The organism is Micromonospora echinospora (assembly GCF_900091495.1).
Classification (GTDB): domain Bacteria; phylum Actinomycetota; class Actinomycetes; order Mycobacteriales; family Micromonosporaceae; genus Micromonospora; species Micromonospora echinospora.
On record NZ_LT607413.1, the window covers coordinates 2,680,776 to 2,704,376 of the forward strand.

The 23,601-nt window shown below is 73.5% G+C and carries 22 protein-coding genes and 1 pseudogene; 14 read left to right on the forward strand and 9 right to left on the reverse strand.

Going from position 1 to position 23,601, the window contains the following annotated elements; translation table 11 throughout:
* The 6 genes and pseudogenes from GA0070618_RS12215 to GA0070618_RS12240 form a co-directional block, all read right to left on the reverse strand.
* A complete protein-coding gene (locus tag GA0070618_RS12215; RefSeq protein ID WP_088981743.1) occupies positions 1–1,173 on the reverse strand; it encodes a M23 family metallopeptidase in 1,173 nt (390 codons plus the stop codon).
* Entirely contained in the window at positions 1,170–1,718 is a 549-nt protein-coding gene (locus GA0070618_RS12220) for a hypothetical protein (protein WP_088981744.1), read from the reverse strand. Before GA0070618_RS12220 ends, GA0070618_RS12215 begins: the two co-directional genes overlap by 4 nt.
* A 4-nt stretch (positions 1,719–1,722) precedes the next feature.
* Entirely contained in the window at positions 1,723–3,690 is a 1,968-nt protein-coding gene (locus GA0070618_RS12225; protein ID WP_088985478.1) for a hypothetical protein, read from the reverse strand.
* 4 nt (positions 3,691–3,694) lie between these two features.
* Positions 3,695–7,042, reverse strand: a complete 3,348-nt coding sequence (locus GA0070618_RS12230; RefSeq protein WP_088981745.1) for an ATP-binding protein — start codon at positions 7,040–7,042, stop codon at positions 3,695–3,697.
* Between the two features lie 49 nt (positions 7,043–7,091).
* Positions 7,092–7,453, reverse strand: a pseudogene (locus GA0070618_RS12235) (hypothetical protein).
* A gap of 13 nt (positions 7,454–7,466) precedes the next feature.
* A complete protein-coding gene (locus GA0070618_RS12240; protein WP_088981746.1) occupies positions 7,467–7,781 on the reverse strand; it encodes a hypothetical protein in 315 nt (104 codons plus the stop codon).
* A gap of 350 nt (positions 7,782–8,131) precedes the next feature.
* On the opposite strand from GA0070618_RS12240, the gene folP reads away from it, so the two are divergent.
* From folP to GA0070618_RS12275, 7 genes are all read left to right on the forward strand, one after another.
* On the forward strand, positions 8,132–9,034 hold the full coding sequence (gene folP / locus GA0070618_RS12245) for a dihydropteroate synthase (RefSeq protein WP_088981747.1): 903 nt from the start codon (positions 8,132–8,134) through the stop codon (positions 9,032–9,034).
* A complete protein-coding gene (folB, locus tag GA0070618_RS12250) occupies positions 9,031–9,396 on the forward strand; it encodes a dihydroneopterin aldolase (RefSeq protein WP_088981748.1) in 366 nt (121 codons plus the stop codon). The genes folP and folB overlap by 4 nt, the downstream gene beginning before the upstream one ends.
* Positions 9,393–9,920 (forward strand): 2-amino-4-hydroxy-6-hydroxymethyldihydropteridine diphosphokinase, encoded by a 528-nt coding sequence (gene folK / locus GA0070618_RS12255; RefSeq protein WP_088981749.1) that lies wholly within the window; start codon positions 9,393–9,395, stop codon positions 9,918–9,920. The genes folB and folK overlap by 4 nt, the downstream gene beginning before the upstream one ends.
* A 19-nt stretch (positions 9,921–9,939) precedes the next feature.
* Positions 9,940–10,473 carry a DUF3180 domain-containing protein gene (locus GA0070618_RS12260; RefSeq protein ID WP_088981750.1) on the forward strand — a complete coding sequence of 178 codons (534 nt, stop codon included), beginning with the start codon at positions 9,940–9,942 and terminating at the stop codon, positions 10,471–10,473.
* Positions 10,474–10,603: 130 nt separating this feature from the next.
* Positions 10,604–11,827, forward strand: a complete 1,224-nt coding sequence (locus tag GA0070618_RS12265; RefSeq protein ID WP_088981751.1) for an ABC transporter permease — start codon at positions 10,604–10,606, stop codon at positions 11,825–11,827.
* A gap of 46 nt (positions 11,828–11,873) precedes the next feature.
* Positions 11,874–12,179: a hypothetical protein gene (locus GA0070618_RS12270; RefSeq protein ID WP_088981752.1), complete on the forward strand. Its 306-nt coding sequence runs from the start codon at positions 11,874–11,876 to the stop codon at positions 12,177–12,179.
* Positions 12,180–12,249: 70 nt separating this feature from the next.
* Positions 12,250–12,750, forward strand: a complete 501-nt coding sequence (locus GA0070618_RS12275) for a hypothetical protein (RefSeq protein ID WP_088981753.1) — start codon at positions 12,250–12,252, stop codon at positions 12,748–12,750.
* Between the two features lie 58 nt (positions 12,751–12,808).
* Here the strand turns inward: GA0070618_RS12275 and GA0070618_RS12280 are convergent, their stop codons facing one another.
* Positions 12,809–13,828: an ABC transporter ATP-binding protein gene (locus tag GA0070618_RS12280; protein WP_088981754.1), complete on the reverse strand. Its 1,020-nt coding sequence runs from the start codon at positions 13,826–13,828 to the stop codon at positions 12,809–12,811.
* A gap of 2 nt (positions 13,829–13,830) precedes the next feature.
* Here GA0070618_RS12280 and GA0070618_RS12285 point away from each other — a divergent pair, with 2 nt between their 5' ends.
* The 4 genes from GA0070618_RS12285 (at position 13,831) to GA0070618_RS12300 (ending at position 18,669) form a co-directional block, all read left to right on the forward strand.
* Positions 13,831–14,514: an ABC transporter permease gene (locus GA0070618_RS12285; protein ID WP_088981755.1), complete on the forward strand. Its 684-nt coding sequence runs from the start codon at positions 13,831–13,833 to the stop codon at positions 14,512–14,514.
* On the forward strand, positions 14,514–15,236 hold the full coding sequence (locus GA0070618_RS12290; RefSeq protein WP_088981756.1) for an ABC transporter permease: 723 nt from the start codon (positions 14,514–14,516) through the stop codon (positions 15,234–15,236). Before GA0070618_RS12285 ends, GA0070618_RS12290 begins: the two co-directional genes overlap by 1 nt.
* Positions 15,237–15,537: 301 nt before the next feature.
* Positions 15,538–16,545, forward strand: a complete 1,008-nt coding sequence (locus GA0070618_RS12295; RefSeq protein ID WP_414467579.1) for a glycine betaine ABC transporter substrate-binding protein — start codon at positions 15,538–15,540, stop codon at positions 16,543–16,545.
* Between the two features lie 114 nt (positions 16,546–16,659).
* On the forward strand, positions 16,660–18,669 hold the full coding sequence (locus GA0070618_RS12300; RefSeq protein ID WP_088981757.1) for a hypothetical protein: 2,010 nt from the start codon (positions 16,660–16,662) through the stop codon (positions 18,667–18,669).
* 88 nt (positions 18,670–18,757) lie between these two features.
* Here the strand turns inward: GA0070618_RS12300 and GA0070618_RS12305 are convergent, their stop codons facing one another.
* Entirely contained in the window at positions 18,758–19,912 is a 1,155-nt protein-coding gene (locus tag GA0070618_RS12305) for an NADH-quinone oxidoreductase subunit D (RefSeq protein WP_088981758.1), read from the reverse strand.
* A 25-nt stretch (positions 19,913–19,937) separates the two neighbouring features.
* Positions 19,938–21,026: an SAM-dependent methyltransferase gene (locus GA0070618_RS12310; RefSeq protein WP_088981759.1), complete on the reverse strand. Its 1,089-nt coding sequence runs from the start codon at positions 21,024–21,026 to the stop codon at positions 19,938–19,940.
* Between the two features lie 222 nt (positions 21,027–21,248).
* On the opposite strand from GA0070618_RS12310, the gene GA0070618_RS12315 reads away from it, so the two are divergent.
* The 3 genes from GA0070618_RS12315 to panD are packed head-to-tail and all read left to right on the forward strand — an operon-like array spanning position 21,249 to position 23,535.
* Entirely contained in the window at positions 21,249–22,211 is a 963-nt protein-coding gene (locus GA0070618_RS12315; protein WP_088981760.1) for a Rossmann-like and DUF2520 domain-containing protein, read from the forward strand.
* Positions 22,208–23,050: a pantoate--beta-alanine ligase gene (gene panC / locus GA0070618_RS12320; protein WP_088981761.1), complete on the forward strand. Its 843-nt coding sequence runs from the start codon at positions 22,208–22,210 to the stop codon at positions 23,048–23,050. The genes GA0070618_RS12315 and panC overlap by 4 nt, the downstream gene beginning before the upstream one ends.
* Before the next feature lie 59 nt (positions 23,051–23,109).
* Positions 23,110–23,535 (forward strand): aspartate 1-decarboxylase, encoded by a 426-nt coding sequence (gene panD, locus GA0070618_RS12325; protein ID WP_088981762.1) that lies wholly within the window; start codon positions 23,110–23,112, stop codon positions 23,533–23,535.
* Positions 23,536–23,601: the final 66 nt, after the last annotated feature.

Consider the following 23,601-nt stretch of genomic DNA (forward strand, 5'->3'; position numbering starts at 1 on the left):
TCACGCCGCGCCCTTCAGCGGGGCACCCCGTTCTCTCATGAAAGGCACCGGGTTGATGGCCCCGTTGCTGCTCCGATCCTCGTTGACGTGCACCTCGTAGTGCAGGTGCGGGCCGGAGGAGTTGCCGCTGCTGCCCACCACTCCGATGACCTCGCCCGCCTCGACCATCTGACCCGGAACGACGAGGGGCTTGTAGAGCATGTGGCAGTAGCGGGTGATGTAACCGCCGGCGTGCAGCATGTCGACGAACCAGCCGCAGCCGCCCTTGTTCGGCCAGCCGTCCTCGTCGCAGCTGAGCCGTTCCCGGTTGTCGGGGTCGCACTTGGCGATCAGCACCCGGCCGCTGGCGGCGGCGCGGATCTTGGTCTCCTTGGGGGCGGCGATGTCCACGCCGTTGTGCTTGGGGCGTTCCGCCGTGCGGAATCCCGACCCGACCCCGCCCGGGATGGGCGCTGTCCAACCCGACGCGGCGATCTCGCCGCCGGCCGCCGCGTCACAGACCTTCCGGCCGGAGATCTGGACCGTCCGGGCAGCTCCGCCGGCCAACGCGTCTACGATCCTGCTGGCGAGTTCCTCGTGCTTGGCGTACGCGTCCGGGAAGGCGCTGATCTGCACTTTCTGGGCCGCCACGGTCAACGGGAGTTGCTCCCAGTTGTCGACCTTGACCAGCTTCTCGTAGAACTTCTGGGCCGCGTAGGCGGGATCCATCCGCTGCCGGACGGTGCCCCACCCGGGGCGTTGCTGGAAAAGGCCCACCGAGTCGTGGTCCCAGCCGATGCCTTCGTGGGGAATGTCCTTGGAGGCCGCCACCGTGCTGTTGGCCAGGTTGCGTAGGCCGGACTCCTGCATTGCGGTGGCGACGGCGATGACCCAGGCCCGTGGAGGCAGCTCCATGTCCTGCCCGACCTTGATGATGACGGCCGCGTTCCGGAGTTGGCGCTCGCCGTACTCGCTGAACCGGGGCATGTCGCCGGTCACGTCGACGGTGTTCTCCGTGCCGCAGTTCGCCGCCATATTGATCATCTGATCGGTTTCGCCACCGAGTTCGGTGAGGAGAAACGCACCGGCTCCACCGGTGCAGCAGAGCAGGGCCATCGCCGCGGTCAGCGCCGCTGCCAGTGCCCCGACACGCACCTGCCGTCCGGGTAGGGCCTTCCGGGTCGTGTCGCTCATGCCCGCTCCCAGTCCACCACGTCAACCAGCCAGCGTCCCTCCGGTGCCACGAGTTCGAGCCGCAGCTGCCCGGTGTCCAGAGGGACCAGTGCCTCGACCAACGACTCGGTCCGTGGCCGGAGGGTGGTCGGACCCGTGGTCCGTTGCGCCGGTACTCCGGCCGGGTTCGCCCCGGTCATTTTCTCGACCAGGATGGGTGTGGCGAGGGGCCGGATGGTCGCCAACCACTCGTCACTGGTCATGCCGCGTCCGCCGAGCCAGGCTCCGACGAAACGGTCCGCGACCTGCTCCGGCTTCGGAGCGCCGGGACGGGTGACCGGGGAGGGCGGTGCGCCCGTGCCGATCACACCGTCGTCCCCCGCCTCCGGATCCACCGTCGTGATCGGCCGGTCCGGACGGTTGCTGAGCCCGGCGGACGGGTCCACCGGGCCGGAGACCAGCCGCGCCGCTCCGATGACCCCGAGGACCAGAACGCCGATGCCCAGCGCCACGCCGAGCCGGGACCGGAGGACCCGGGTCAGAAGGAACTCGATCGCCCGTCGCACGTCCTCACCTCGCCTCGGTACGTACCCGGGGAGCCTGCGGGGTGGGAGCGGTGGTGCGCTCGGTGGAGCCGGGCCGGTAGATCACGAAGGACGGGCTCTCCTCCGGTACGTCCGGCTCCGTCCAGGTCGTCGGCTGCCGACGCGGACGCGGCGACGAGGCCGATCGTGCGGCACGATGTGAGTCCTCCCGCACCACCGTCTCGTCCGCGCGTTCCCGGCCGTCCGGGCGTTGTCGAGGCTCCGTTCCGGGAACCGTCAGGGTCTCGGGGCGGGCCGGGGTGTGGGCGGGATCCTCCCGACGTGACTCCGGCCGGAGCCTGGTCTGCTCGGCCACTGCTCCCCGGGTCCGGCCCGTCGCCGACTCCGCCCGCTGGCCGGCTTCGGCCTCCTCCAACCGGGCGGCCGTCCGCATGTCGCGGAAGAACCGGCGGTGCCAGGAACCACCGGATCCGGACGCCTCGCTGTTTTCCTTCCCGCCGAGTTGGGTGATCCGCCGGTACGGCCGCAGTAGCAACCAGCCGACCACACCGCAGAGCCAGACCAGCACCACCTGGAGCCAGCCCGGAAGCGTGGGCGTGTTCATGATCAGGTCAACCGCGAAGAGGTAGATGGCCGCGCCGGTGCCGAAGATGGCGATGTTGAACACTGCGGCGACGACGGCGTTGCCGAGCCGCCGCAGGCCCGCGCTCGCCGGACGCATCAGGCCGATGGTGCCGAGGATCGGCGCTGCGATCACCGCCCACCGGAAAAGCAGGAAGCCGAGAAGGACAAGCAACGAGGCGACCAGGTCGAACATGGCGAAGAGGACGGCGGCGAGGACCGCGATGAAGCCCGCACCCACGCGGTCCATGTCGCGGACCCCCTGGAGGTACTCGTACGCCTCCGGGTCCTCCTTCTTGATCTGCTCGGCGACCTTCATCCATTGCTGCTGTTTGGCTTCGATGGTCGTGATGCGGGTGGAGGGGTTCGCCCGCATGGACTGGGCTTCCCCCCACGTCAGAGAACGGGCGTCGTAAAGAGCCGGTCCGTACTTCTTGGCGGTTTCGCTGTCGGCCGAACCGAGCAGGCCGCGCAGCCAGTTGCGATAGAGCATCGTCTCGGTCGCGGTGTCGCTGGCTCGCGCCGCTGGCGAACGGAGGTCCTTGCATCTGTTGGGATCGGGGTCGATGCAGCGGCCCGGAGCGGGTTCCTTCGCCTGTGGCCCTACCGCGTCGTGCACGACGCCCAGGGTTGTGACCAGGGTGCCGTCGGCGATGTTGGCCGACTTCACGGGCCAGGCGGCCAGTGCGGTCACCGCCACCATTACCAGTAGTGCCCAACCGGCCGTGGTCATCGCGTTGCTCATATCCGACTGCCGGGACCGCCAGAGCAGGTAGAGACCGACCACACACAGGGTGACGATGCCGAAGACGCTGAAGACCTTCTGATAGACGGCCTTGGTGGCTTGTTCCACCAGCGGGTCGGCCCAGCCCCACATAGCCTGCGGTCCCCAGGCACGTTCCCGAAGGGCGTTGGATGCTCCAATGATCGCCGTCGCGATCATGAATTCGCCGTTGGCGACAGTCGTGGTGAACTTGTAGTCGGGATGGAGGATGCTGGACGCGCATCCGCCGTCCACGTCGTATGTGGTATAGCCGTAACCTGCGTAGCCGTACAGGCTGTAGCGGCCGACGATGCCATCGGCGGTATCCGCACTGGGGGCACTGGCGAACCAGCCGGCCAGGCCAGCGTCAGGCGTACCGGGTGTCGGTGGCGAAAGGCACTCCGCTCGTGCCTCGGTCACATCCTGGAGTTTCGCCACGCAAGCGCGGAAGTCGGCCTGCCACTCCTGCGTGGTGCAGAGGTCGGCGCGGGCCTGGGTCGCCGGGGGTGGTGCCGCCGTCGCTCCGACCGCGGGCCAGACGATCGTGGCTACCGCGAGTACGCCGACGGCGAGGAGGAGTGCCGCGATCCGTGCCGGGGCCCTCGCCACCATGTCACGCCTCCAGGTCCGACAGGATGCTCGGTAGGTTCGCGGCGTTCGTGGCGACCGCCGCGGGGGTGGTGTCGAGGTGCTCCAGCAGTCCGTCGACGTACGAGACGTCCACCCGGACCTTCTGCACCCGGCCGTCGACGTCCCGCATGACGAACTCACGGAAACCGAGCCGGGTGGCCGACGACGCGTCGGCGGCCGACAGGGAGGCCAGGGTCGCCTCGTAGCCGTCGTTGACCGGCACCCGGAGGAGCCGGAGTGCCTCGGAGGCGATCTCGGCGTCCTCGGCGATCCGGCCCACGAAGACCGTGGAGACGAGGTTCTGCACGTCCAGCCCGAGGATGTCGCGCGGGTTCTGCGAGGCGACCAGCGCGGCGAGGTTCCACTTGCGGGAGTCGCGGGCGAGCCGGACCAGGAACGAGCGGCCGGAGCGCCAACCCTCCATGAAGTGGGCCTCGTCCAGGCCGACCAGCTTGCGGGAGGACATCGAGCCGCCGTAGCAGCGTCGTACGGCGAGCCGGTGGGCGGTGTGCAGCATCGGCAGGGCCAGTGACTCCTCGGCCGACCAGTACTCGCGCTCGATCTTGAGGTCGGGGAGGCGCAGCCCGGCCATGGTGATCACGGTGAGCGCGGCGTCGGCGCCGAGTAGTCCCTCCGGGGGCCGACCGAAGAAGAGCAGCGCCAGCGGCATCTCGGCGGTGTCCAGGAGGAGGTTCGCCAGTTCCTTGCCGGCGTCGTCGTCGAGTTGGCCGAGACAGGCGACCACGTCGTCCAGGGTGGACGTCTCCTCGGCCGGCACCTGCCGGACCGCGTGCCGGAACAGGGTGGCGGTGGACGCCTCCCGGGCGACCTGCGGTGGCACCAGCATCATGCAGATGTCCTGCACCAGCATGCGCCGTTCGGCACGGGCGTTGGAGACCGCGATCTCGAACTCCCGGTCCCCGGCCGGGCCGCTGGCGAACTCCGTCCGTAGCGGGGTCGGGATGAGCGAGTACGGCGCCAGCGTGCCGTGCTCCGATCCGGTCAGGTTGAGCACCCGGGAGTACGGCCGTAGCTCGGGCATGCTGCAGAGCCGGGCCAGCGGGCCGGACGGGTCGAGCAGCGTGACCTGGACGCCCCGCCGGGCGGCGAGGTAGCCGAGCGCGCCCAGCAGGGTCGACTTGCCACCGCCCGGCTCTGCGACGAAGACGGCCAGACCGGAGCGTTCCCGCACCTCCATGGGGAAGTGCATGTCGAGGAAGACCGGTCGGCGGCAGGTGCCGGCGGTCCGCCCGATCAGGTCGCCGCGCCGGTCGCCGACCGTGGAGGCGGCCTGCGGCAGGGCGGCGGCGAGCAGGTTGACCGGCATCCGGCGGACGTATCCGGTGTTGGCGATCGGCTCGCCGGGAATGAACTCCCGGGCCAGCCAGTCCTGGTTCTTCGGGTGCTGGAGCGAGATGCGCAGTTCGCGTGAGTAGAGCTGGATCAGCCGGCGGGCCCGTTCGAGGCACTCCTCCCGGGTCCGGCCACCGACGGCGATCCGGTGCCAGCCGTGCGCCCGGGCCGAGTCCACCGGCAGGCCGGTGGTCATCTCGTCGCCGATGACCAGGGCCCGCTTGGCGAGGCGTTCCAACTCGGGTGGGGCGTCGATGCCGTGCTCGGCGTAGTCGAGCTGCTGCGAACGGATCATCCGCAGTCGGTGTTCGAGGTTGCGGAAGGAGTCGCCGGAGCCGAGGATGTCGACCCGGGTGGAGATCTCCATCGGCCAGGGCAGCCGCTCGTGGAAGTGCAGCCACGGCTCGTGCTTCTCGGGGATCTCCAGCGGTTCCATGCGGCCGACGGCGAGCACGGCGACGTGTCGTTCCTCGCCGGTCATCCGGTTGACGAGCTTGACCGTGGACCCGTACGGGGTGCGGTACCGCTCCACCTGCTCGGTCAGGGCGAGCAGGTCACCGCGTTCCCAGTGTCCGTTGGTCACCGGGGAGAGCGCTCCGGGCGGCGCCATGCAGAGCGCCACCGAGCGGTAGAGCAGCCACTCCAGTTCCTGGGCGGTGACCCGCCGGCCGCGCATGCCGAACGCGGCGAGCACCTCGTCGAACTGCTCCACCGTCCGGCCCAGCTTGCGTCGCTCACCGTCGGCGGTGCCGCGACCGAAGGTGCGCAGCAGGCGTTCGGTCAACGAGTCGCCCAGCGATCGGCGGGCGAAGGTCACCCCGAGGTACGTCTGCCCCTCCGCGTGGTTGACCGAGAGCAGGTGCCGTTGCGCGGCGACCAGGTGGTCGCCCCAGCCCGGGGTGCCGGGTACGTCCGGCAGCGGGGTCGGCGTGTACGAGTCGATGGTGCGGGCCCACTCGTCGGCCGGGAACGGCCGGGTGGTGCGGCGCAGGTGGAGTCGGAACCCGGCGAGGCCGGCGTACTGCTCGGAGATCGCCGAGAGCAGGGCCTCCCGTTCGGCATCGGGGCGGAACGCCCAACGCACCTCGGGGAGCCAGTACCACGCGGTGACCGTGTTCGGGGTGAAGGTGAGGTGCCCCGCGATTTCGGTGATGGCCAGCTCGACGGAAGGGTCCCGGTCCCCGAACTTGATTTTCGGAGGCCGGATCCGGGTCGGCTTGACCGGCTTGGGCGACTTCTCGCGCTTCTCCCGTCGGCCCTCGGCGGATCGCTGCCGGGGCGGAATCCGACGGTGGCCCGACGCTGCCTCGCCGTCGGTGTCGTCCGCCGGTGCGGTGACCGGGGTGGGCTCCGCCGGTGGCCGGGCGACGGGCAGGCGCTCGGCCGGCTGTTCGGGTACGCGCGGCAGCACTGCGGGCGGCTCGGGTTCGGCCAGCGCCGTCACCGGCGCGGGCGGCCCGGGCTCGGATGGCGGTACCGGCACGGCCGGTGGAGTCGACACGGGCGTCTCGTCGGCCGGAACGGTCCGGGTGCGGGGCGGTGCCGGAACGGCCCGGGGGGGCTCCACGGTCGGTGGGGTCGCCCGGGACGCCGCCGGTTCCACCGGCGGGGCGGCGGGCTGGTGCGGGATGGGCAGCGGATCGCGCCCGGGACGCCGCAGCGGCGTCAGGGGCTGGCGGCCACCTGGCCGGGTGCCGCCGAAGAGGTCCAGGAAGGGGGAGTCGATGTCCGGGCTCTCCGGGGCGGGACGCGGTGGGGCGCTCTCCCCGGCGGGCGGCGTCGGGCGGCCCCGGACCGGTCGGGGGGCCTGGAAGACCCCGACCCCGCCGTGCCCGGCGCTGGTGGCCAGCGCCGGGTCGAGGCTGACCTCGCCGGAGGCCTCCTCTGGCGGGTAGTCGAGTGAGCGCGCACGGTGACCGTGCGGGACGCCCTGGTGTCCGGCCGGGTACGACTGTCCCGGCGTCGACGAGCGGTTCATTCGATCGCTCCACCTGGATCACTTGACCGTCTGGTCGGCGTACGCCCGGTCATGCCAGCTCCTCCCGGATCCTGATCCGGCTGCCGACCAGGCGCGGGTCGCGTAGTTCGGCCGCCGGCTCCCGCGTGCGCCGCCAGTCGGTCAGCGCGGTGCGGATCACCATGCGCGCCGGCCGGTCCGGATCGACGTACCGGAAGATGAACGAGGTCGTCACGATGGCGAGCGCGATCTCCCAGGCCGGGAAGAGTTCGACCTTCAGCGTGAACAACCAGTGGATGAACATGTAGAGGGGACGAGCAGCATGAACAGGCCGTACTGCGCGTACGGCAGGTGGACGGGGAGGGTGTACCCGGGCGGGCCGAGGTAGACCAGGCGGGCCCGGTAGATGTCGTCGTCGGTGCGCAGCCGCATCTCGTGCCCGCGCCTATTCGAAGATCAGTTCGATCAGGTAGTCACCGACGAAGAAGAGCGTGGCGGCGCCGGCGATGAAGGCGAGCCCGACGATGGCGATGGCCGAGCTGGTCAGCACCTTCGAGATCTCGCCCCGGCTGGCCCGGCCGATGAAGATCACGCCCAGGACGGCGAGGAGAATGGGCGCGATCTTGCTGGCGAAGAAGGAGACGACACCGTCGGTGTTGATCCCCTTGGGGGCCGGCTCGGCGAGCGGGGTCGACGCCAGGGCGTGGAGCATCGGGGCGACAGCTGTCGACACCGTGTCCACGAGCTCTGTGGCGATCACTGGAAACCTCCCCATGGCGCGGCCGGCGGAGCCGCTGCGGTACTCGGGTGAACCTGATGGGACTGTGCGTTCCGGGCGTCGTGGCTGACGCTGCGTCCGCACCACGCCACGTTAGGTGGCAGACTTTGGGCGGATTTCCCCGCTTTGCCCCTCCCTCCGGGCTTCGGTCGCCTGAGTGCCGAAGCAATTCCAAAGCGTACGGGCCGCCCCTCTTTGGAACAAGCGGTGAAGAGTATGCCCGCTTCGCCCTCGGCGACCGATCGTACACCTGTTCGAATCGCCTCGTCAGGGGCGTGTGGAATCGACCCCGGCCCGGCCCCGGCCGTCGGCGTGGCGGGTACGGTGCAGCGGTGACCGATCTGGTAGGGGCGGACGGCCCGGTCGTGATGGGCGTCCTCAACGTCACGCCCGACTCCTTCTCCGACGGCGGCCGGTACGCCGACGTCGACGCCGCCGTCCGGCACGGGGTACGGCTGCACGCCACCGGCGCGCACCTGGTCGACGTGGGCGGCGAGTCGACCCGTCCCGGCGCGGACCGGGTCGACGCGGCGAGCGAGACGGCCCGGGTGCTGCCGGTCGTCCGGGAACTCGCCGCCGCCGGGGTGCCGGTCAGCATCGACACCACCCGGGCCCGGGTCGCCGAGGCCGTGCTGGCCGCCGGCGCGGCCGTGGTCAACGACGTCTCCGGCGGCCTGGCCGACCCGGACATGGCACGTGTGGTCCGCGACGCCGGCTGCCCCTGGGTGCTGATGCACTGGCGCGGCCACTCCCGGGGCATGGGTGCCCTGGCCACCTACACGGACGTGGTGGCCGACGTCCGCGCCGAACTGGGCGCCCGCGTCGAGGACGCGCTCCGGGCCGGGGTGGCGGCGGACCGGATCGTCGTCGATCCCGGCCTCGGCTTCGCCAAGACGGCCGCCCACAACTGGGAACTCACCGCCCGCCTGTCCGAGCTGCTGGACCTCGGCTTTCCGCTGCTCTTCGGCGCGAGCCGGAAGTCGTACCTCGGTCGGCTGCTCGCCGGACCGGACGGCGAACCCCGGCCGACCGACGGCCGGGAGGCGGCGACCATCGCCACCAGCGTGCTCGCGGTGGCCGCCGGCGCCTGGGGAGTGCGGGTGCACGACGTACGGGGCACGGTCGACGCGCTCGCCGTCTGGCGGGCCAGCGGCCGGCCCCGGCTGGCCCCACCGGCGGGCGCCGGGTCGGCCGGCGCAGCCGCCACGGATCGCGGGGGAGAGGGAACGGCATGAGCGACCGGATCACGCTGACCGGGCTGCGGGCCCGGGGTCGGCACGGCGTCTACGACTTCGAACGGGAACAGGGACAGGAGTTCGTGGTCGACGCCGTCCTCGAACTCGACCTCGGCCCGGCGGCCCGCTCCGACGCGGTGGCCGACACCGTCCACTACGGCGAACTGGCCGGCCGGCTGGTCGCCGTGGTCACCGGCGAGCCGGTCAACCTGATCGAGACGCTCGCCGACCGGCTGCTCGACGTCTGCCTGGCCGACCCCCGCGTCGCCGCCGCCACGGTGACCGTGCACAAGCCCGAGGCGCCGGTGCCGCACGCCTTCACCGACGTGGCGGTGACCATGACCCGGGCGCGTTCCCGGTGACCCGGGCCGTGCTCTCCCTGGGCAGCAACCTCGACGACCGGCTGGCCAACCTGCGGACCGCCGTGACACATCTCGGCGCGGCGGTCCGGGTGGTCTCCGGCGTGTACGAGACCCCGCCCTGGGGGGACACCGACCAGCCGACGTACCTGAACGCGGTGCTGCTGGCGGAGGACCCGAGCGCCACCGCCCGGGACTGGCTGGACCGGGCCCGGGCCGCCGAACTCTCGGCCGGGCGTCTCCGTGACCCGCAGCGCCGGTTCGGTCCGCGCACGTTGGACGTCGACGTGGTGGCCGTCTGGGACGAGGCGGGCGAGCCGGTGCTCAGCGACGACCCCGAGCTGACCCTGCCCCACCCCCGCGCCCACCTGCGCGCGTTCGTGCTGCGCCCGTGGATCGACATCCAGCCGTACGGACGGCTGCCGGGACACGGCTGGCTCACCGACCTGCTCACCGCCGAGCCGGTCGCCGGGGACGCCCTGGAACTGCGTGCCCGACCGGATCTGACGTTAGAGTCGACGGCATGACCCAGCGGAGCCGGGCGGCATGACCGTGCCTCAGTCCCCACCCCCGCGCGGGCCGGCACCCGACCGCGACCGGATGGGCCCGACCCGACCCGCCACCCTCCTGGTGGCCGGGCTCGCCGCCGCGGCGCTGGCCTGGCTGCTGATCAGCTTCCTCTACGGCTCCCTGCCGGATCTCCCCTGGTTGCCGGTGGTGACCCTGGCCGGACTCGCCGTGCTGGAGGCGTACGCGGCGGTCAACACCAGGGGGCGGATCGAGCGCCGGCCCGGCCGGGACCCGGTCAACCCGCTCCTGGTGGCCCGGTTCGTGGTGCTGGCGAAGGCGTCCGCGTTGGCCGGTGCGATCTTCGCCGGTTTCTACGCCGGACTCGCCGGTTGGCTCTTCGTGGAGAGCACCCGGGCGGCGACCGAGGACCGTCCGGCGGCGCTGGGCGGGTTGGTCGCCTCGTTGGCGCTGGTCGCGGCCGCTCTCTGGCTGGAACGCTCCTGCCGGGTGCCGGAACGGCCGGACGACGAACGCGAGCCCGACGACCGGGAGAACCGGCGCATCCATTGATCACGGGGTTACGTCTTCGTCCGGGCGCGGGTACGGTGCCTGCGACCGGGTAGTCAAGGCCGACCCCGGTCCACGCGTTCCGGTCCGCCCTGCGCCGGGCCGGTCGGCGAGGCGTGGGAGGCGTGCGTCCATGGGGTACGACGAGCCGGGCCGGGGTGAGTCCGTCGATCGGCACCAGTCCGGACCGGCCACAGCCGTCGTCCCCGAACCACCGCCTGTGGCCGAACCCGGTCCCGACCGGGTCGCCGTGCACGTGGCCTGGGAGGCTGTCCTCGCCGGCACGGTGGGCGTTCTCGGCCTGCTGCTCTGGCTCCAGGAGCCGCGGGTCCTGCGCGGTGACGGACTGCGGGAGCTCCTCGTCGGCGTGGTCGGGCTCGGCCTGCTCGCGCTCGCGGCCGGGCTGAGCCTGCGGACCGCCGCCCCGAACCTGGCGATCGGTCCGGTCGCGGTGGCCGCCGCCCTGCACTTCGCCGAGCAGGGCGACCGGGGGACGACCGAGGCGATGGTGCCGGCCCTGGTGGTGGCCGTCCTCGGCGGGCTGGTCATGGCGATGTTCGTGGTGCTGCTGCACGTGCCCGCCTGGGCGGCCAGCCTGGCCGCCGCGGCCGGGGTGGTGACGTACATCGAGCGCCGGTCGGTGCCGGTGCTGGTCCAGGCCCACTACGACCCCCGCCACAACGCCTACCAGCTCTTCGCCGGTCTCCTGGCGGTCGCCGTCCTCGGTGGCCTGTTCGGCGCGATCCGACCGGTGCGTGGACTGGTGGGCCGGTTCCGGTCGGTCGAGGATCCGGCCCGCCGGCGGGGGGCGGTGGCCGCGCTGGTCACCGGCGGTGCCGTGGTCGGCTCCACGGTGCTGGCGATGCTGGCCGGTGTGCTGCTCGTCGCGAACGGCGCGGACCGGGTCGTACCCGACCCCGGTCTGGACTGGACGGCGCTCGGCGTCGGCATGGCCCTGCTCGGCGGGACGAGTGCCTTCGGCCGGCGCGGCGGGGTGAGCGGAACGATGCTGGTGGTGGTCCTGGCCGGTCTCTTCTTCGCGTACGTCGACGCGGCCGGCCACGAGATCAGCCGCTGGGCGGTGGCCGGGGCGGCGCTCGCCGTCGGCCTGGTCGTCACCCGGATGGTCGAGACGTACGGCCGACCACGGCCGGCGTCCGGGGAGCCGCCCGATCCCGGGCCGGGCGGGGACCCCTCAACCAGTTCGGGCTGGGCCCTCCCGGGCACGGGCGCGGGCACGGGGACGTACGTCGGCCCCTGGCCCCCGGCACTGCCGGACCGCTCCACCGAGGACCCGGCCGACCCCTGGGCGCGTTGGGACGGCGAGCGGGACCGGTGGCACGGTGACCGTGGGTGACCCGACTCGACGCGCTGATGCTGATCTCGCCGGTTAGGCTCGCCGCATGACCGAATCATCGTCGCCGGCTCCGGGCCGTTCCTTCGCCGAGCTGGACGCGCTCTCCACGGAGGAGCTTCGCGAGCAGGCGTTCGCCCTGGCCCGGGAGCGCCGGGACGTCGCCTTCTTCTGGTCCGTCCTGCGGCACCTGCCCAACGCCGACGAGGCGGCGGTGCTCGACGGCGCGCCCAACTCGGTCGGGCCGACGATCGACGAGGCGGCGGCGCTGTGGCGGGAGCTGACCGGCCACGGTTACGAGGAGTCCGCGCCGCTGCTGCGGGCCGCCTTCATCGACTACCTGATGAAGCACTGAACCGATCCGCACGGTGAAACGACCGGCCTTCAGGTTTGCCCGTCCCGGCTGGCCGGGAACTGATCGTGGCATGCCGTTGACCAGCCGGGCCGGGGTCGACCGTCGCCGGAGCACCGCGACGGGCACCGGCACCCTCGCCGCGCTCGTCCTCGTCGCTGTCTGCGGGAGTCCCAGCTACGTCCGGTGGGCCGGGGACAGCACGGACCCGAACTCGGCCGCCGGCTGGTTCCTGCGCCTGCTCGCCTGGCCGAGCTGGCGGTTCGACTCGGACCGTCCGGTCGAGACGCTCTTCACCGACGGGCTGCGGGCCCTGCTGGTGGTCGTACTGGCCGCGACCCTGCTCTACCTCCTGCCCGGACCCCAGACCGCCCCGGCGGCGGGACTGTTCAGTCAACTTTTCTCCGGCTGGGGCGCTTACGTCTTCGCGGCCGGTTTCGCCGCACTGCTCAGTTCGCTGTTCGGGGCGGACTCGTCGCTGTTTGTGGCGGTGCAGGCCGCCGGCACCGGGGCCGCGTACGGTTTCTTCGCCGGCTGGATCGTCGGCGTTGCCAGCCTCGGCGGACGGGCCTGACCGGGACGACGCGCGGCAGCGCCCCGGAACCGACGAGGCCCGCCCGACGGGTGGCCGGTCAGCGCTCCGGCCGGCCCAGGTCCAGCAGGTGCTGCCGGCTCAGCACGCCGACCGGCCCGTCGTCGTCGACCACGACCGCCCGGTCCGCGTGCGAGATCAGCAGGACGGCCAGCGCGTCGTACGCCGAGCCACCCAACCGGATCCGGGGCAGGTCGGCTGCCTCCGCGTCGGCCAGTGGGCGCAGCGTGTCCCGGGTGACCGGGGTGACCGCCAGCCGGCGGATGCCCCGGTCGGCGCCGACGAAGTCACGGACGAAGTCCGACGCGGGCGCGCCCAGCACCGCGGCCGGGGTGTCGTACTGCTCCAGCCGGCCGCCCTCGGAGAGCACCGCGATCCGGTCGCCGAGCCGGACCGCCTCGTCCAGGTCGTGGGTGACCAGCACGATGGTCTTGCGCACCTCGGCCTGCAACCGGAGGAACTCCTCCTGCAACCGGGTCCGCACGATCGGGTCCACGGCGGAGAACGGTTCGTCCATCAGCAGCACCACCGGGTCGGCGGCGAGGGCCCGGGCCACCCCGACCCGCTGCCGCTGCCCACCGGAGAGCTCGTGCGGGTAGCGGCGGCCGAACTGTGCCGGGTCGAGCCCGACCAGGTCCAGCAGCTCGTCGACCCGGCGGCGGCTGCGCTCCTTCGACCAGCCGAGCAGCCGGGGCACGGTGCCGACGTTGGCGCGTACGGTCTGGTGCGGGAAGAGGCCGACGTTCTGGATGACGTAGCCGATCCGGCGGCGCAGCGTCACCGGGTCGACCCGGGTGACGTCGTCGCCGCCGAGGAGGACCCGGCCGGAGGTCGGCTCGACCAGGCGGTTGATCATCCGGAGCACGGTCGACTTTCCGCAGCCGGAGGGGCCGATCAGCACGACGAGTTCGCCGGCCTTCACCTCCAGGCTCAGGTCACGTACCGCCTCGGTGCCGTCCGGGTAGCGCTTGCCGATCCCGTCCAGGGTGATCGACGCGGCACCGCCGTCCGGGTCGGTCGCGCGGTCGGCGACGGGCTCGGGGTCCGGGGTAACGTCCACGCATGTCCTTCCGCCTGAGCTACCGGGCCGATCCGGGTAACCCGTGGTTCTCCTGGCAGTACGTGCGGGACAACTCCGACACCATTGCCGCCGCGCTGGGGGAGCACGCCTCGCTGACCGCCCGCGCGGTGGTGATCGCCGCGCTGGTGGCCCTGCCACTGGCGGTGGCGGCGTACTGGTTCCGGCCGCTCACCGGCCCGATTCTCGCACTCACCGGTGTGCTCTACACGATCCCGTCCCTGGCGCTGTTCGCCTTCCTCGCGCCGTACCTGGGCATCGGGGCGGTCACCGTACTCAGCGTGGTGGTGTTGTACGCGCTGCTGGTCATCGTGCGCAACGCGGTGGCCGGCCTCAACCAGGTGCCGCCGGAGGTCCGGGAGGCCGCCCAGGGCATGGGGTACGGCCGCTGGGGACGACTGTTCCGGGTGGAACTGCCGCTCGCGCTGCCCGGCATCCTCACCGGACTGCGACTCGCCACCGTCTCCACGGTCGCGCTGGTCACGGTGGGCGTGGTGGTCGGTCGCGGTGGGCTGGGCCAGCTGATCTTCGCCGGTTTCCAGAACAACTTCTACAAGGCGCAGATCATGACCGGCACCCTGCTCTGTGTGCTGCTGGCGCTCGTGCTCGACCTGGTGCTGGCCGGGATCGGCCGGCTGCTCACCCCCTGGCTGCGGAGGACCACCTGATGAGCGCGATCGAGCAGGCGGTGCTCTGGCTGAACGACCCGCTGAACTGGACCAACCCCGGGGGTGTGCTGGACCGGCTCGGTGAGCACCTGACCATGTCGGCGGCGGCCGTCGTCCTCGGCTGCCTGGTGGCCTGGCCGGTCGGTTTCTGGCTCGGGCACACCGGACGGGGCGGCGGCCTGGTGGTGCTCGTCTCCAACCTGACGCTCGCCGTGCCGACGCTCGCCCTGCTGACCATCCTGCCGTTGACCTTCCTCGGCTTCGGCCAGCCGGCCGTGGTGGTCGCGTTGGCCGTCTTCGCCGTGCCGCCGCTGCTGGCGAACGCGTACACCGGGATCCGGCAGGCGGATCCGGAGGCCCGGGACGCGGCCCGGGGCATGGGCTTCTCCGGGTGGCAGGTGCTGCGCCGGGTGGAGCTGCCGCTGGCGGTGCCGTACCTCGCGGCCGGGTTCCGGACCGCCGCCGTCCAGGTGGTCGCCACCGCCGCGTTGGCCTCCTTCGTCAACGGCGGCGGGCTGGGCCAGATCATCCGGGCCGGGTTCGGCCTGGACATCGCGGCCGGGGGCGGGCAGATCCTCGCCGGCGGGATGCTGGTGGCCGGGCTGGCGATCCTGGTCGAGCTGCTGCTGGCCCTGGTCGAACGGCTGGTCACCCCCCGTCCGTTGCGCCGCGCCCGGCGCGGGGCCGGCCGCCGCGCGGCGAGCGCCGTGGCCGGCGGCTGACCCGTCCCGGGGGCTGACCCGTCCCGGCCGCTCCCCGCCCGGTCCCGGCCGCCCCTGAACGACGTGGGCCCGACCGACCGGTGACGATCCGGCGACAAAACCCGTCACCCGGGTTGTTCCTCCGCCGCCGAAAGTGTTTCGTGGAACTTCTGCGAGTGGGCCTCGCGTGAATCGGCGAGGATGTCTCGTGGGTTCCCGTGAGAGACCGACTCGGGGAACGGACACACGGGCGGCACGACGATCGCCCGTCGGACACGCGGCCGGCCCGGACGGGTCGCGCCGGGACACAGGAGGCGGGCTGATGCTGCGCGCACGTACTCGACTGGCGATCGGCGCGGTGGGCGCGCTCGCCGCGGCCGGAATCCTCACCGGATGCGGTGACGCTGGCTCCTCCGGCACCGAGGCTCCGCAGGCCGGGGCCTCCGGCGCGGGCTGCGCCCCGGTCGCCGGCGACCAGCTGGTCGTCCTCGACGACGACAAGAAGCTCCAGAACACCGACAACGTCATCCCGGCGATCAACGCCAAGGTGGCGAACCCGCAGCTCGTCGCGGCACTCGACAAGGTCTCGGCGGCGCTGGACACCCCGAAGCTGATCGCGCTGAACAAGGCCGTCGACGTGGACCGCAAGACCCCCAAGGCAGCCGCCGAGGAGTTCGCCACGGCGAACAACCTGACCGACGGCATCGCCAAGGGGCCCGGTGGCTCGATCGTGGTCGGCGCGGCCAACTTCAGCGAGAGCCAGACCCTCGGCGAGCTGTACCGGATCGTGCTCACCGCCGCCGGATACCAGGTGAACGTGCAGCAGATCGGCAGCCGGGAGCTGTACGAGCCGGCCCTGGAGAAGGGCGAGATCCAGGTGGTCCCGGAGTACGCGGCGACCCTGGCCGAGTTCCTCAACACCAAGGCCAACGGCAAGGACGCCCAGCCGGTCTCCTCGCCCGATCTGGAGAAGACCGTGGCCGCGCTCAAGGCCGCCGGGGAGAAGGCCGGCCTGACCTTCGGCACGCCCTCGGCCGCCCAGGACCAGAACGCCTTCGCGGTCACCAAGGCCTTCGCCGACAAGTACGGTGTGACCACCCTCACCCAGCTCGCCGAGAAGTGCTCGGGTGCGGACACCGTCCTCGCCGGCCCGCCGGAGTGCCCGCAGCGGCCGAAGTGCCAGGCCGGCCTGGTCGAGGTCTACAACTTCAAGGCCGGCTCGTTCAGCTCCCTGGACGCCGCCGGCCCGCAGACCAAGAACGCCCTGAAGACCGGGGCCGCCAGTGTCGGCCTGGTCCTCTCCTCGGACGGGGCGCTCGCGGCGAGCTGAGTCCGCCTGCGCGCCCGTCCTGGGCGCACGGGCCCGTACCGTTGTGCCGACGGTGCCCGGTTTCGGGCGCCGTCGGCTTTTTCGTCCCAGGAACGCTCGGTAGGCTGCACACCCATGCCCGTTCCGGTCTCCATGGACGACAAACGCGGCCCGTCGCGGCTGACCCTCCTGTTCCGGGCCGGTCTGGCGGTCGCCGCGCTCGCGGCGTTGCTGCTGCTGGTCGCCAACGGCAACGGCCTGCTGCGCGTCGCCGCCGTGCTGGCGATCGCGGCGGTGGCCATGATCGGCCTGTCGATCAGCCTCCGCCCGGATGCCACCGCCGAGGTGCGGCAGCTCGCCGACGAGATCGACGAGTTGCGGGCCGAACTCGCCGCCGTCGCCCACTCCGCCCCGCCGAACGCCGACCCGGCCCGGTGGCCCGCCGAACCGGCGGCGCCCCGGGGCCGGATCGACGCGGCGCCACCCGTGCCGGTCGTCGAACCCCGGGCCGGGCGCGCGCGGGTGACGGTGGCCGGGGCGGACCCGATCCGACCGGCCGACGAGCCGGAACCGGAGGACGCGGGGCGGGACCACGACCCCCGGCGGGCCGCCGCGACCGACCACCGGTCGGCCGGGGCCGCGCCGGGCCGGCGTCGGGCCGGGGATCCGGAGGACGACCGCCGCTGGGCTGGGAAGTCGGAGGACGACCGCCGTCGGGCCGGGGACCCGGAGGAGGACCGCCGGTCGGCGGAGCCGACGGAGGACGACCGCCGCCGGGTCGGCGAGCCGCCGGGCGGCCGCCGTCGCGCGGACGACCCGGAGGACGGGCGACGCCGGTCGGCGGAGCCCGCCACCGGGCGCCGACGGGCCCCCGAGCCGGACGGGGAGCCGTACCGCGACCACCGGACGGCCGAGGACTGGTACGCGGACCGGGAGTCGACCACCCGGCCCCACACCACTCCCGGGTACGCCGCCGAGCGCGCGGCCGGCGGAGTGTACGGAGGTCCGCCACGTTCCGACGGACACGACGTCCGCCCCGGGGCCGCGCCCGGTCCGGAGGTGCCGCCCCGCCCGGTCGGCGTGGTGCGGCACACCGAGACCGTCCACGTGACCACCCGGCACACCATCGTCGACGGCACCGCCCCGGACCCGGGGCCGGGCGACGGCTACGGCCGGTGGACGCCACCGGAGGAGCAGCCCTGGACGGGACACGGCGGCCCGGAGCGGGACCGGTGGGACGGCTACCCGCCACGGGAGGACCACGCCCGGCCGGGCCGTCCGCGCGGGTCGGCGCGGCCCGGACACCACGACCGCTCCTGGGACACCCCGCCAACCGGGCCGGGTCCCGGTGGCGCGCGGTCCTGGTCCGGTCCGGACGACCGGCCGGGGCCGGACGGCACCCGCGACTGGCCCGGTCACGGCGGTGGCCCGGACCCGGACTGGCGAACCCCGGCCGGTGGCCGGTACGCCCCCGGTACCGACGAGCGGTACGCGCCGGGCGGTGAGCGGACCGGGCCGACCGGTGGCGACAGCCGGTCCCGCCGGGGCGCGGCGGAGCGGGTCTCCGGGCGGGCGTATCCGCCGGCGGACGCCGGTGCCGACGACTGGTCCGAGGTCTCCGCCGGCGGCCGGTGGGCGACCGTCCGCGACGACGAGCACGGCCGGGAACTGCGGATGGGCGAACGGCGGGCGGCGGTGCACGCCGACGGCGACGGCACCGAGATGCGGGTGGAGGACCACTGGGCCGCCGTCCGGCGACCCCGGCGCGGGCATCCCGACGACGGGTACGACCGGGACGAGGGCCGTGGAGCCGGCCCGGAGTACCCCCGGCGGGACCGCCACCGGCCCGAGCCGGACCGGGCCCTGCCGCCGGGCGGGGTGCCGGTGCCGGAGCAGTGGCGACCCGCCCCGGGCGGCCGTGGAGCGGAGGGACGGTCGACGCCGCGCGGCTCCGAGCCGGCACCCGGCTGGTCGACGCCGCCCGCCGAGCCGGAGTGGTCGCCGCCGCGTGACCGGCGGCAGGCCGGCGACTGGCCGGAGCCGTCGTCCCGGGGCCGCCGGTCGGAGCCCGACCCGGACCGGTACGGCCGCTCCTCCCGGGAGCGCGGTGGGCGCGCCGACGACTCCCCGGAACGCTGGCGCTGACCGGGCTTTTCTCGGGACGCTGGCGCTGACCAGACGCCCGGGACGCTGGCGCTGGCCTGGCGCCCCGCCGTAACCGCCGCCCCGACCGCTACTTGTCGATGTCGCCGACGACGAAGAACATCGAGCCGAGGATCGCCACGAGGTCGGGCACCAGGCAGCCGGGGATCAGGGTGGCCAGCGCCTGGACGTTGGCGTACGACGCGGTGCGCAGCTTCAGCCGCCACGGCGTCTTCTCGCCCCGGGAGACCAGGTAGTAGCCGTTGATCCCGAGCGGGTTCTCGGTCCAGGCGTAGGTGTGCCCCTCGGGGGCCTTGACCACCTTTGGCAGCCGGGTGTTGATCGGCCCGGTGAGCCGGTCCACCCGGTCCAGGCACTGCTCGGCGAGGTCGAGTGAGACGTACACCTGGTCGAGCAGCACCTCGAAGCGGGCGTGGCAGTCCCCGGCGGTGCGGGTGACCACCGGCACGTCCAGCTCGCCGTAGGCGAGGTACGGCTCGTCCCGGCGCAGGTCGAGGTCGAGCCCGGAGGCGCGGGCGACCGGGCCGGACGCGCCGAACGCGGCGGCGTCGGCGGCGGAGAGCACCCCGACCCCGACCGTCCGGGCCAGGAAGATCTCGTTGCGCCGGATCAGGTGGTCCAGGTCCGGCAGCCGGCGGCGCACCTCGTCGATGGCGGCCCGGGCGCGGCCGGTCCAGCCGGCCGGCACCTCCTCCTTGAGCCCGCCGACCCGGTTGAACATGTAGTGGATCCGGCCGCCGGAGACCTCCTCCAGCACCGTCTGGAGGGTCTCCCGTTCCCGGAAGGCGTAGAACATCGGGGTGATCGCGCCGATCTCCAGCGGGTACGACCCGAGGAACATCAGGTGGTTGAGCACTCGGTTCAGCTCGGCGAGCGCGGTGCGCAGCCAGACCGCCCGCTCCGGGACCTCCAGCCCCATCAGCCGTTCGACGGCCAGCACCACGCCCAGCTCGTTGGCGAAGGCCGACAGCCAGTCGTGCCGGTTGGCCAGCACGATGATCTGTCGGTAGTCGCGGACCTCGAAGAGCTTCTCGGCCCCCCGGTGCATGTACCCGACGACCGGCTCGCAGGCGACGACCCGCTCGCCGTCGAGCACCAGCTTGAGCCGGAGCACCCCGTGGGTGGAAGGGTGCTGCGGGCCGATGTTGAGCACCATGTCGGCGGTGTCCAGACCGGTCCCGGTGCCGACGGTCAATTCACGCAGGCTCCCGGCGTCGGTGGTCATGCCGACATCGTGCCACGGACGCCGGTCAGCGGGCCGCCGGCGGGGCGGCCCCGGACGCCGGCAGCGGCGGCGCGGGGATGCCCACCGGTTGCAGCAGCCACCAGTGCCCGCCGAGGCCGGCCGGGTCGGTCAGTTCGGCGACCGCCGACGCCGTGGCCAGCGCGCGCACGTATCCGGCCGGGTCGGAGGCGGCCAGGGCCAGGGGCGGTCGCCCGCCGTCGGCCCCGAGCGCCCGCAGCGCCTCCCGCTGCCCCCGCAGCGTGTACGGCGTACCGGCCACCGCCGAGCCGGCGACGCCGACCGCGTCCACGGCGACGTGCGCGGTGAGGTCGCAGGAACCGTCCGGCACCGGTGGCACCTGCCGCCCGGCCCGGTACCCGGTGAGCGTCCCGTCGAGCGGACGACCGGAGCGCAGGTGACCGTAGTCGACGGCCAGGGCGAGTCCCCGGTCGACGGCGCGTACGGCCGCCGCCCAGGCCGCGTCGCGGGGCCGCCCGATCTCGGCCCGCCCACCGGGGACCACCGCCGGCCACCAGGTCGCCAGCCACTCGGCGTCGACGGCGTCGACCGGCCCGCCGACCGACTCGCCGCCTGTCGGGTCGACCAGCACGGTGCGCCAGCCGTCGTCGGTGGCCACCGCGACGTCCAGCGGCACGTTGTCCAGCCATTCGGTGGCCAGCAGCAGCCCGGTGATCCCCTCCGGCAGCCGGTCCCGCCAGTGGACGGCGGGCGACAGCCCGGCGGGCCGGGGGGCCACCTCGACCGCGGTGAGCCGGAGCCGGTCGACCAGCGGCGGCGGCCCGGCGGCGTCCGCCGGTCGTGCCCCACCGGCCTGGTCCGGGTGGCGGTCGATCGCGTACGGGTGGGCGTCGGTTCCGTCCGCCGGTCGGGCGGCGGCGAGCCGGGCGAGGGTGGTGAGCAGCTCACCCCGGCCCGCGCCGACGTCGACCACGTCCAGCCGGTCGGGACGGCCGAGCGCCGCGTCGACTCCCTCGACCAGCCGCAGCAGCGCCGCGCCGAACACCGGGGACGCGTGCACGCTGGTCCGGAAGTGTGCCGCCGGGCCGGTGCCGGCCACGAAGAAACCGCCGGGACCGTAGAGCGCCGTGGTCATCGCCGTCCGCCAACCGGTGCCCGTCGGTTCCGTGCCGGGTTCAGGTGGGGTCACCGTGCCGACCCTACGGTCCGCGGGCCGTCCGTTCCGCCCGACCCGCGTCGGTGAACATTCCGCCCGACCCACACCGGTGAACGTTTTCACACCTGTCTGTGCGGTCCGATCACCACGGCGCATACTTGCGCTGACCGGTACCCCACCTTCGAGGACTGGATCACCGCCATGAGCGCATCCCTGCGCCCGCGCCCCGGCGCGCCCACCGGCGCCGCCGCCGTACCGCCGGGCACCGTCTCTTTCCCCCGTCATCTCACCGTCGGCGTGATCGGCGCCGGTCGGGTCGGTGCCGTGCTGGGCGCGGCGCTCACCGCCGCCGGCCACCGGGTGGTCGCCGCCGCCGGTGTCTCCAGCGCGTCCACCGCCCGGATCGCCCGGCTGCTGCCCGACGTCCCGCGCCGCCCGGTGCTGGCGGTCGCCCGGGCCGCCACCGACCTGCTGCTGGTCGCGGTCCCGGACGACGCGCTCGCCGCCGTGGTGACCGGGCTCGCCGAGAGCGGCGTCCTCCGCCCCGGTCAGGTGGTCGCGCACACCTCCGGCGCGCACGGGCTGGGCGTGCTCGCCGCGGCGGCCGAGGTGGGAGCCCGGCCGCTGGCGCTGCACCCCGCGATGACCTTCACCGGTACGCCCGACGACCTCGACCGCCTGCCCGGTGTCTCGTACGGCGTGACCGCCCCGCCGGAGCTGCGGGCGCTGGCCGCCCGGCTGGTGGCCGACCTCGGCGGCGTGCCCGAGTGGATCGCCGAGCCCGACCGGCCGCTCTACCACGCGGCCCTGGCGCACGGCGCGAACCATCTGGTCACCCTGGTCAACGAGGCGGCCGACCGGTTGCGCGACGCCGGGGTGGACGAGCCCGCACGGGTGCTGGCCCCGCTGCTGCGGGCAGCCCTGGAGAACGCCCTGCGACTCGGGGACGACGCGTTGACCGGCCCGGTGTCGCGTGGCGACGCGGGCACCGTCGCGCGGCATCTCGACCGGTTGGTGGCGACGGCGCCGGACTCGGTCGGGGCGTACCTGGCCCTGGCCCGGCGTACCGCCGACCGGGCGATCGCCGCCGGACGGCTCCGTCCGGTCGACGCGGAGCCGCTGCTCGGAGTGCTGGCTGGCGCACGTAGGGAGGCGGTGGCGTGACCGCGGTGGTGCACACCCGCGCGGAACTGGCGACGGCGCGGGCCGCCCTGACCGGCACGGTCGGCGTGGTGATGACCATGGGTGCCCTGCACAGCGGGCACGAGTCGCTGCTGCGGGCGGCCCGGGAACAGGCCGACCACGTGCTGGTGACGGTCTTCGTCAACCCGTTGCAGTTCGGCCCGAACGAGGACTTCGACCGGTACCCACGCACCCTCGACGAGGATCTGGAGGTGTGCCGGCGGGCCGGCGCGGACCTCGTCTTCGCTCCCTCGGTGGCGGACATGTACCCGGACGGCGCACCGGGGGTGCGTCTCGACCCGGGCCGGCTCGGCGGCGAGCTGGAGGGGGAGAGCCGTCCCGGTTTCTTCCACGGGGTGCTCACCGTGGTCCTGAAGCTGCTCCAGCTCACTCGGGCCGACCTCGCGTTCTTCGGCGAGAAGGACTACCAGCAGCTCACCCTGGTCCGGCGGATGGTCCGCGACCTCGACGTGCCGGTCCGGGTGGTCGGCGTGCCGACGGTCCGCGAGCCGGACGGGCTGGCCCTGTCCAGTCGCAACCGCTACCTGTCCCCGGCCGAGCGGGTCACCGCGCGGAGCCTGTCGGCGGCGCTGCACGCGGGCTCGCTCGCCGCCTCCGACGGCGCGTCCGCCGCCGACGTGCTGGTCGCCGCCAACGCCGTCTTCGGCGACCGGTCGGACGTGGAACTGGACTACCTGGTCCTCACCGACCCGGACCTCGAACCCGGCCCGGTCACCGGCCCGGCCCGGCTGCTGGTCGCGGCCCGGGTCGGCACGACGCGGCTCATCGACAACATGGCGATCCGGCTCGACCCCCGATGACCCTCCCGACCGGGCCTGACCGGCCCGGCCCGGCACCCGATGCGCGAAAGGCGACCCCGATGTACCGCACGATGCTGAAGTCGAAGATCCACCGGGCCACGGTGACCCAGGCCGACCTGCACTACGTCGGCTCGGTGACGGTGGACCAGGATCTCCTCGACGCCGCCGACCTGCTCCCCGGCGAGCAGGTGGCGATCGTGGACATCACCAACGGCGCGCGACTGGAGACCTACGTCATCCCCGGTGCGCGGGGCAGCGGCGTGATCGGCATCAACGGGGCCGCAGCGCACCTGGTGCACCCCGGTGACCTGGTCATCCTCATCTCGTACGGGCAGATGGACGACGCCGAGGCGCGGACGTACCAGCCCCGGGTGGTGCACGTCGACGCCGACAACCGCGTCATCGAGCTGGGTGCCGACCCGGCCGGGGTGGCCCCCGGCATGGTCGGCGACCCGGTCCGCGGTGACCTGCTGGCCGCCCGCTGACCACCCGGCCGTCACCGGTCGGCCGGGGCGGCACCGGGTCGGGGTGTCCGGTTCCGGCCCACCAAT

Coding starts and splice junctions, on each gene's coding strand:
- GA0070618_RS12315 (WP_088981760.1), top strand. CDS start 21,249: ATGAGCGCATCCCTGCGCCCGCGCCCCGGCGCGCCCACCGGCGCCGCC.
- GA0070618_RS12285 (WP_088981755.1), top strand. CDS start 13,831: ATGTCCTTCCGCCTGAGCTACCGGGCCGATCCGGGTAACCCGTGGTTC.
- GA0070618_RS12215 (WP_088981743.1), bottom strand. CDS start 1,173: ATGAGCGACACGACCCGGAAGGCCCTACCCGGACGGCAGGTGCGTGTC.
- GA0070618_RS12270 (WP_088981752.1), top strand. CDS start 11,874: ATGACCGAATCATCGTCGCCGGCTCCGGGCCGTTCCTTCGCCGAGCTG.
- panD (WP_088981762.1), top strand. CDS start 23,110: ATGTACCGCACGATGCTGAAGTCGAAGATCCACCGGGCCACGGTGACC.
- GA0070618_RS12300 (WP_088981757.1), top strand. CDS start 16,660: ATGCCCGTTCCGGTCTCCATGGACGACAAACGCGGCCCGTCGCGGCTG.
- GA0070618_RS12275 (WP_088981753.1), top strand. CDS start 12,250: ATGCCGTTGACCAGCCGGGCCGGGGTCGACCGTCGCCGGAGCACCGCG.
- GA0070618_RS12260 (WP_088981750.1), top strand. CDS start 9,940: ATGACCGTGCCTCAGTCCCCACCCCCGCGCGGGCCGGCACCCGACCGC.
- folB (WP_088981748.1), top strand. CDS start 9,031: ATGAGCGACCGGATCACGCTGACCGGGCTGCGGGCCCGGGGTCGGCAC.
- GA0070618_RS12265 (WP_088981751.1), top strand. CDS start 10,604: ATGGGGTACGACGAGCCGGGCCGGGGTGAGTCCGTCGATCGGCACCAG.
- GA0070618_RS12310 (WP_088981759.1), bottom strand. CDS start 21,026: ATGACCACGGCGCTCTACGGTCCCGGCGGTTTCTTCGTGGCCGGCACC.
- GA0070618_RS12290 (WP_088981756.1), top strand. CDS start 14,514: ATGAGCGCGATCGAGCAGGCGGTGCTCTGGCTGAACGACCCGCTGAAC.
- GA0070618_RS12305 (WP_088981758.1), bottom strand. CDS start 19,912: ATGACCACCGACGCCGGGAGCCTGCGTGAATTGACCGTCGGCACCGGG.
- GA0070618_RS12295 (WP_414467579.1), top strand. CDS start 15,538: ATGCTGCGCGCACGTACTCGACTGGCGATCGGCGCGGTGGGCGCGCTC.
- GA0070618_RS12230 (WP_088981745.1), bottom strand. CDS start 7,042: ATGAACCGCTCGTCGACGCCGGGACAGTCGTACCCGGCCGGACACCAG.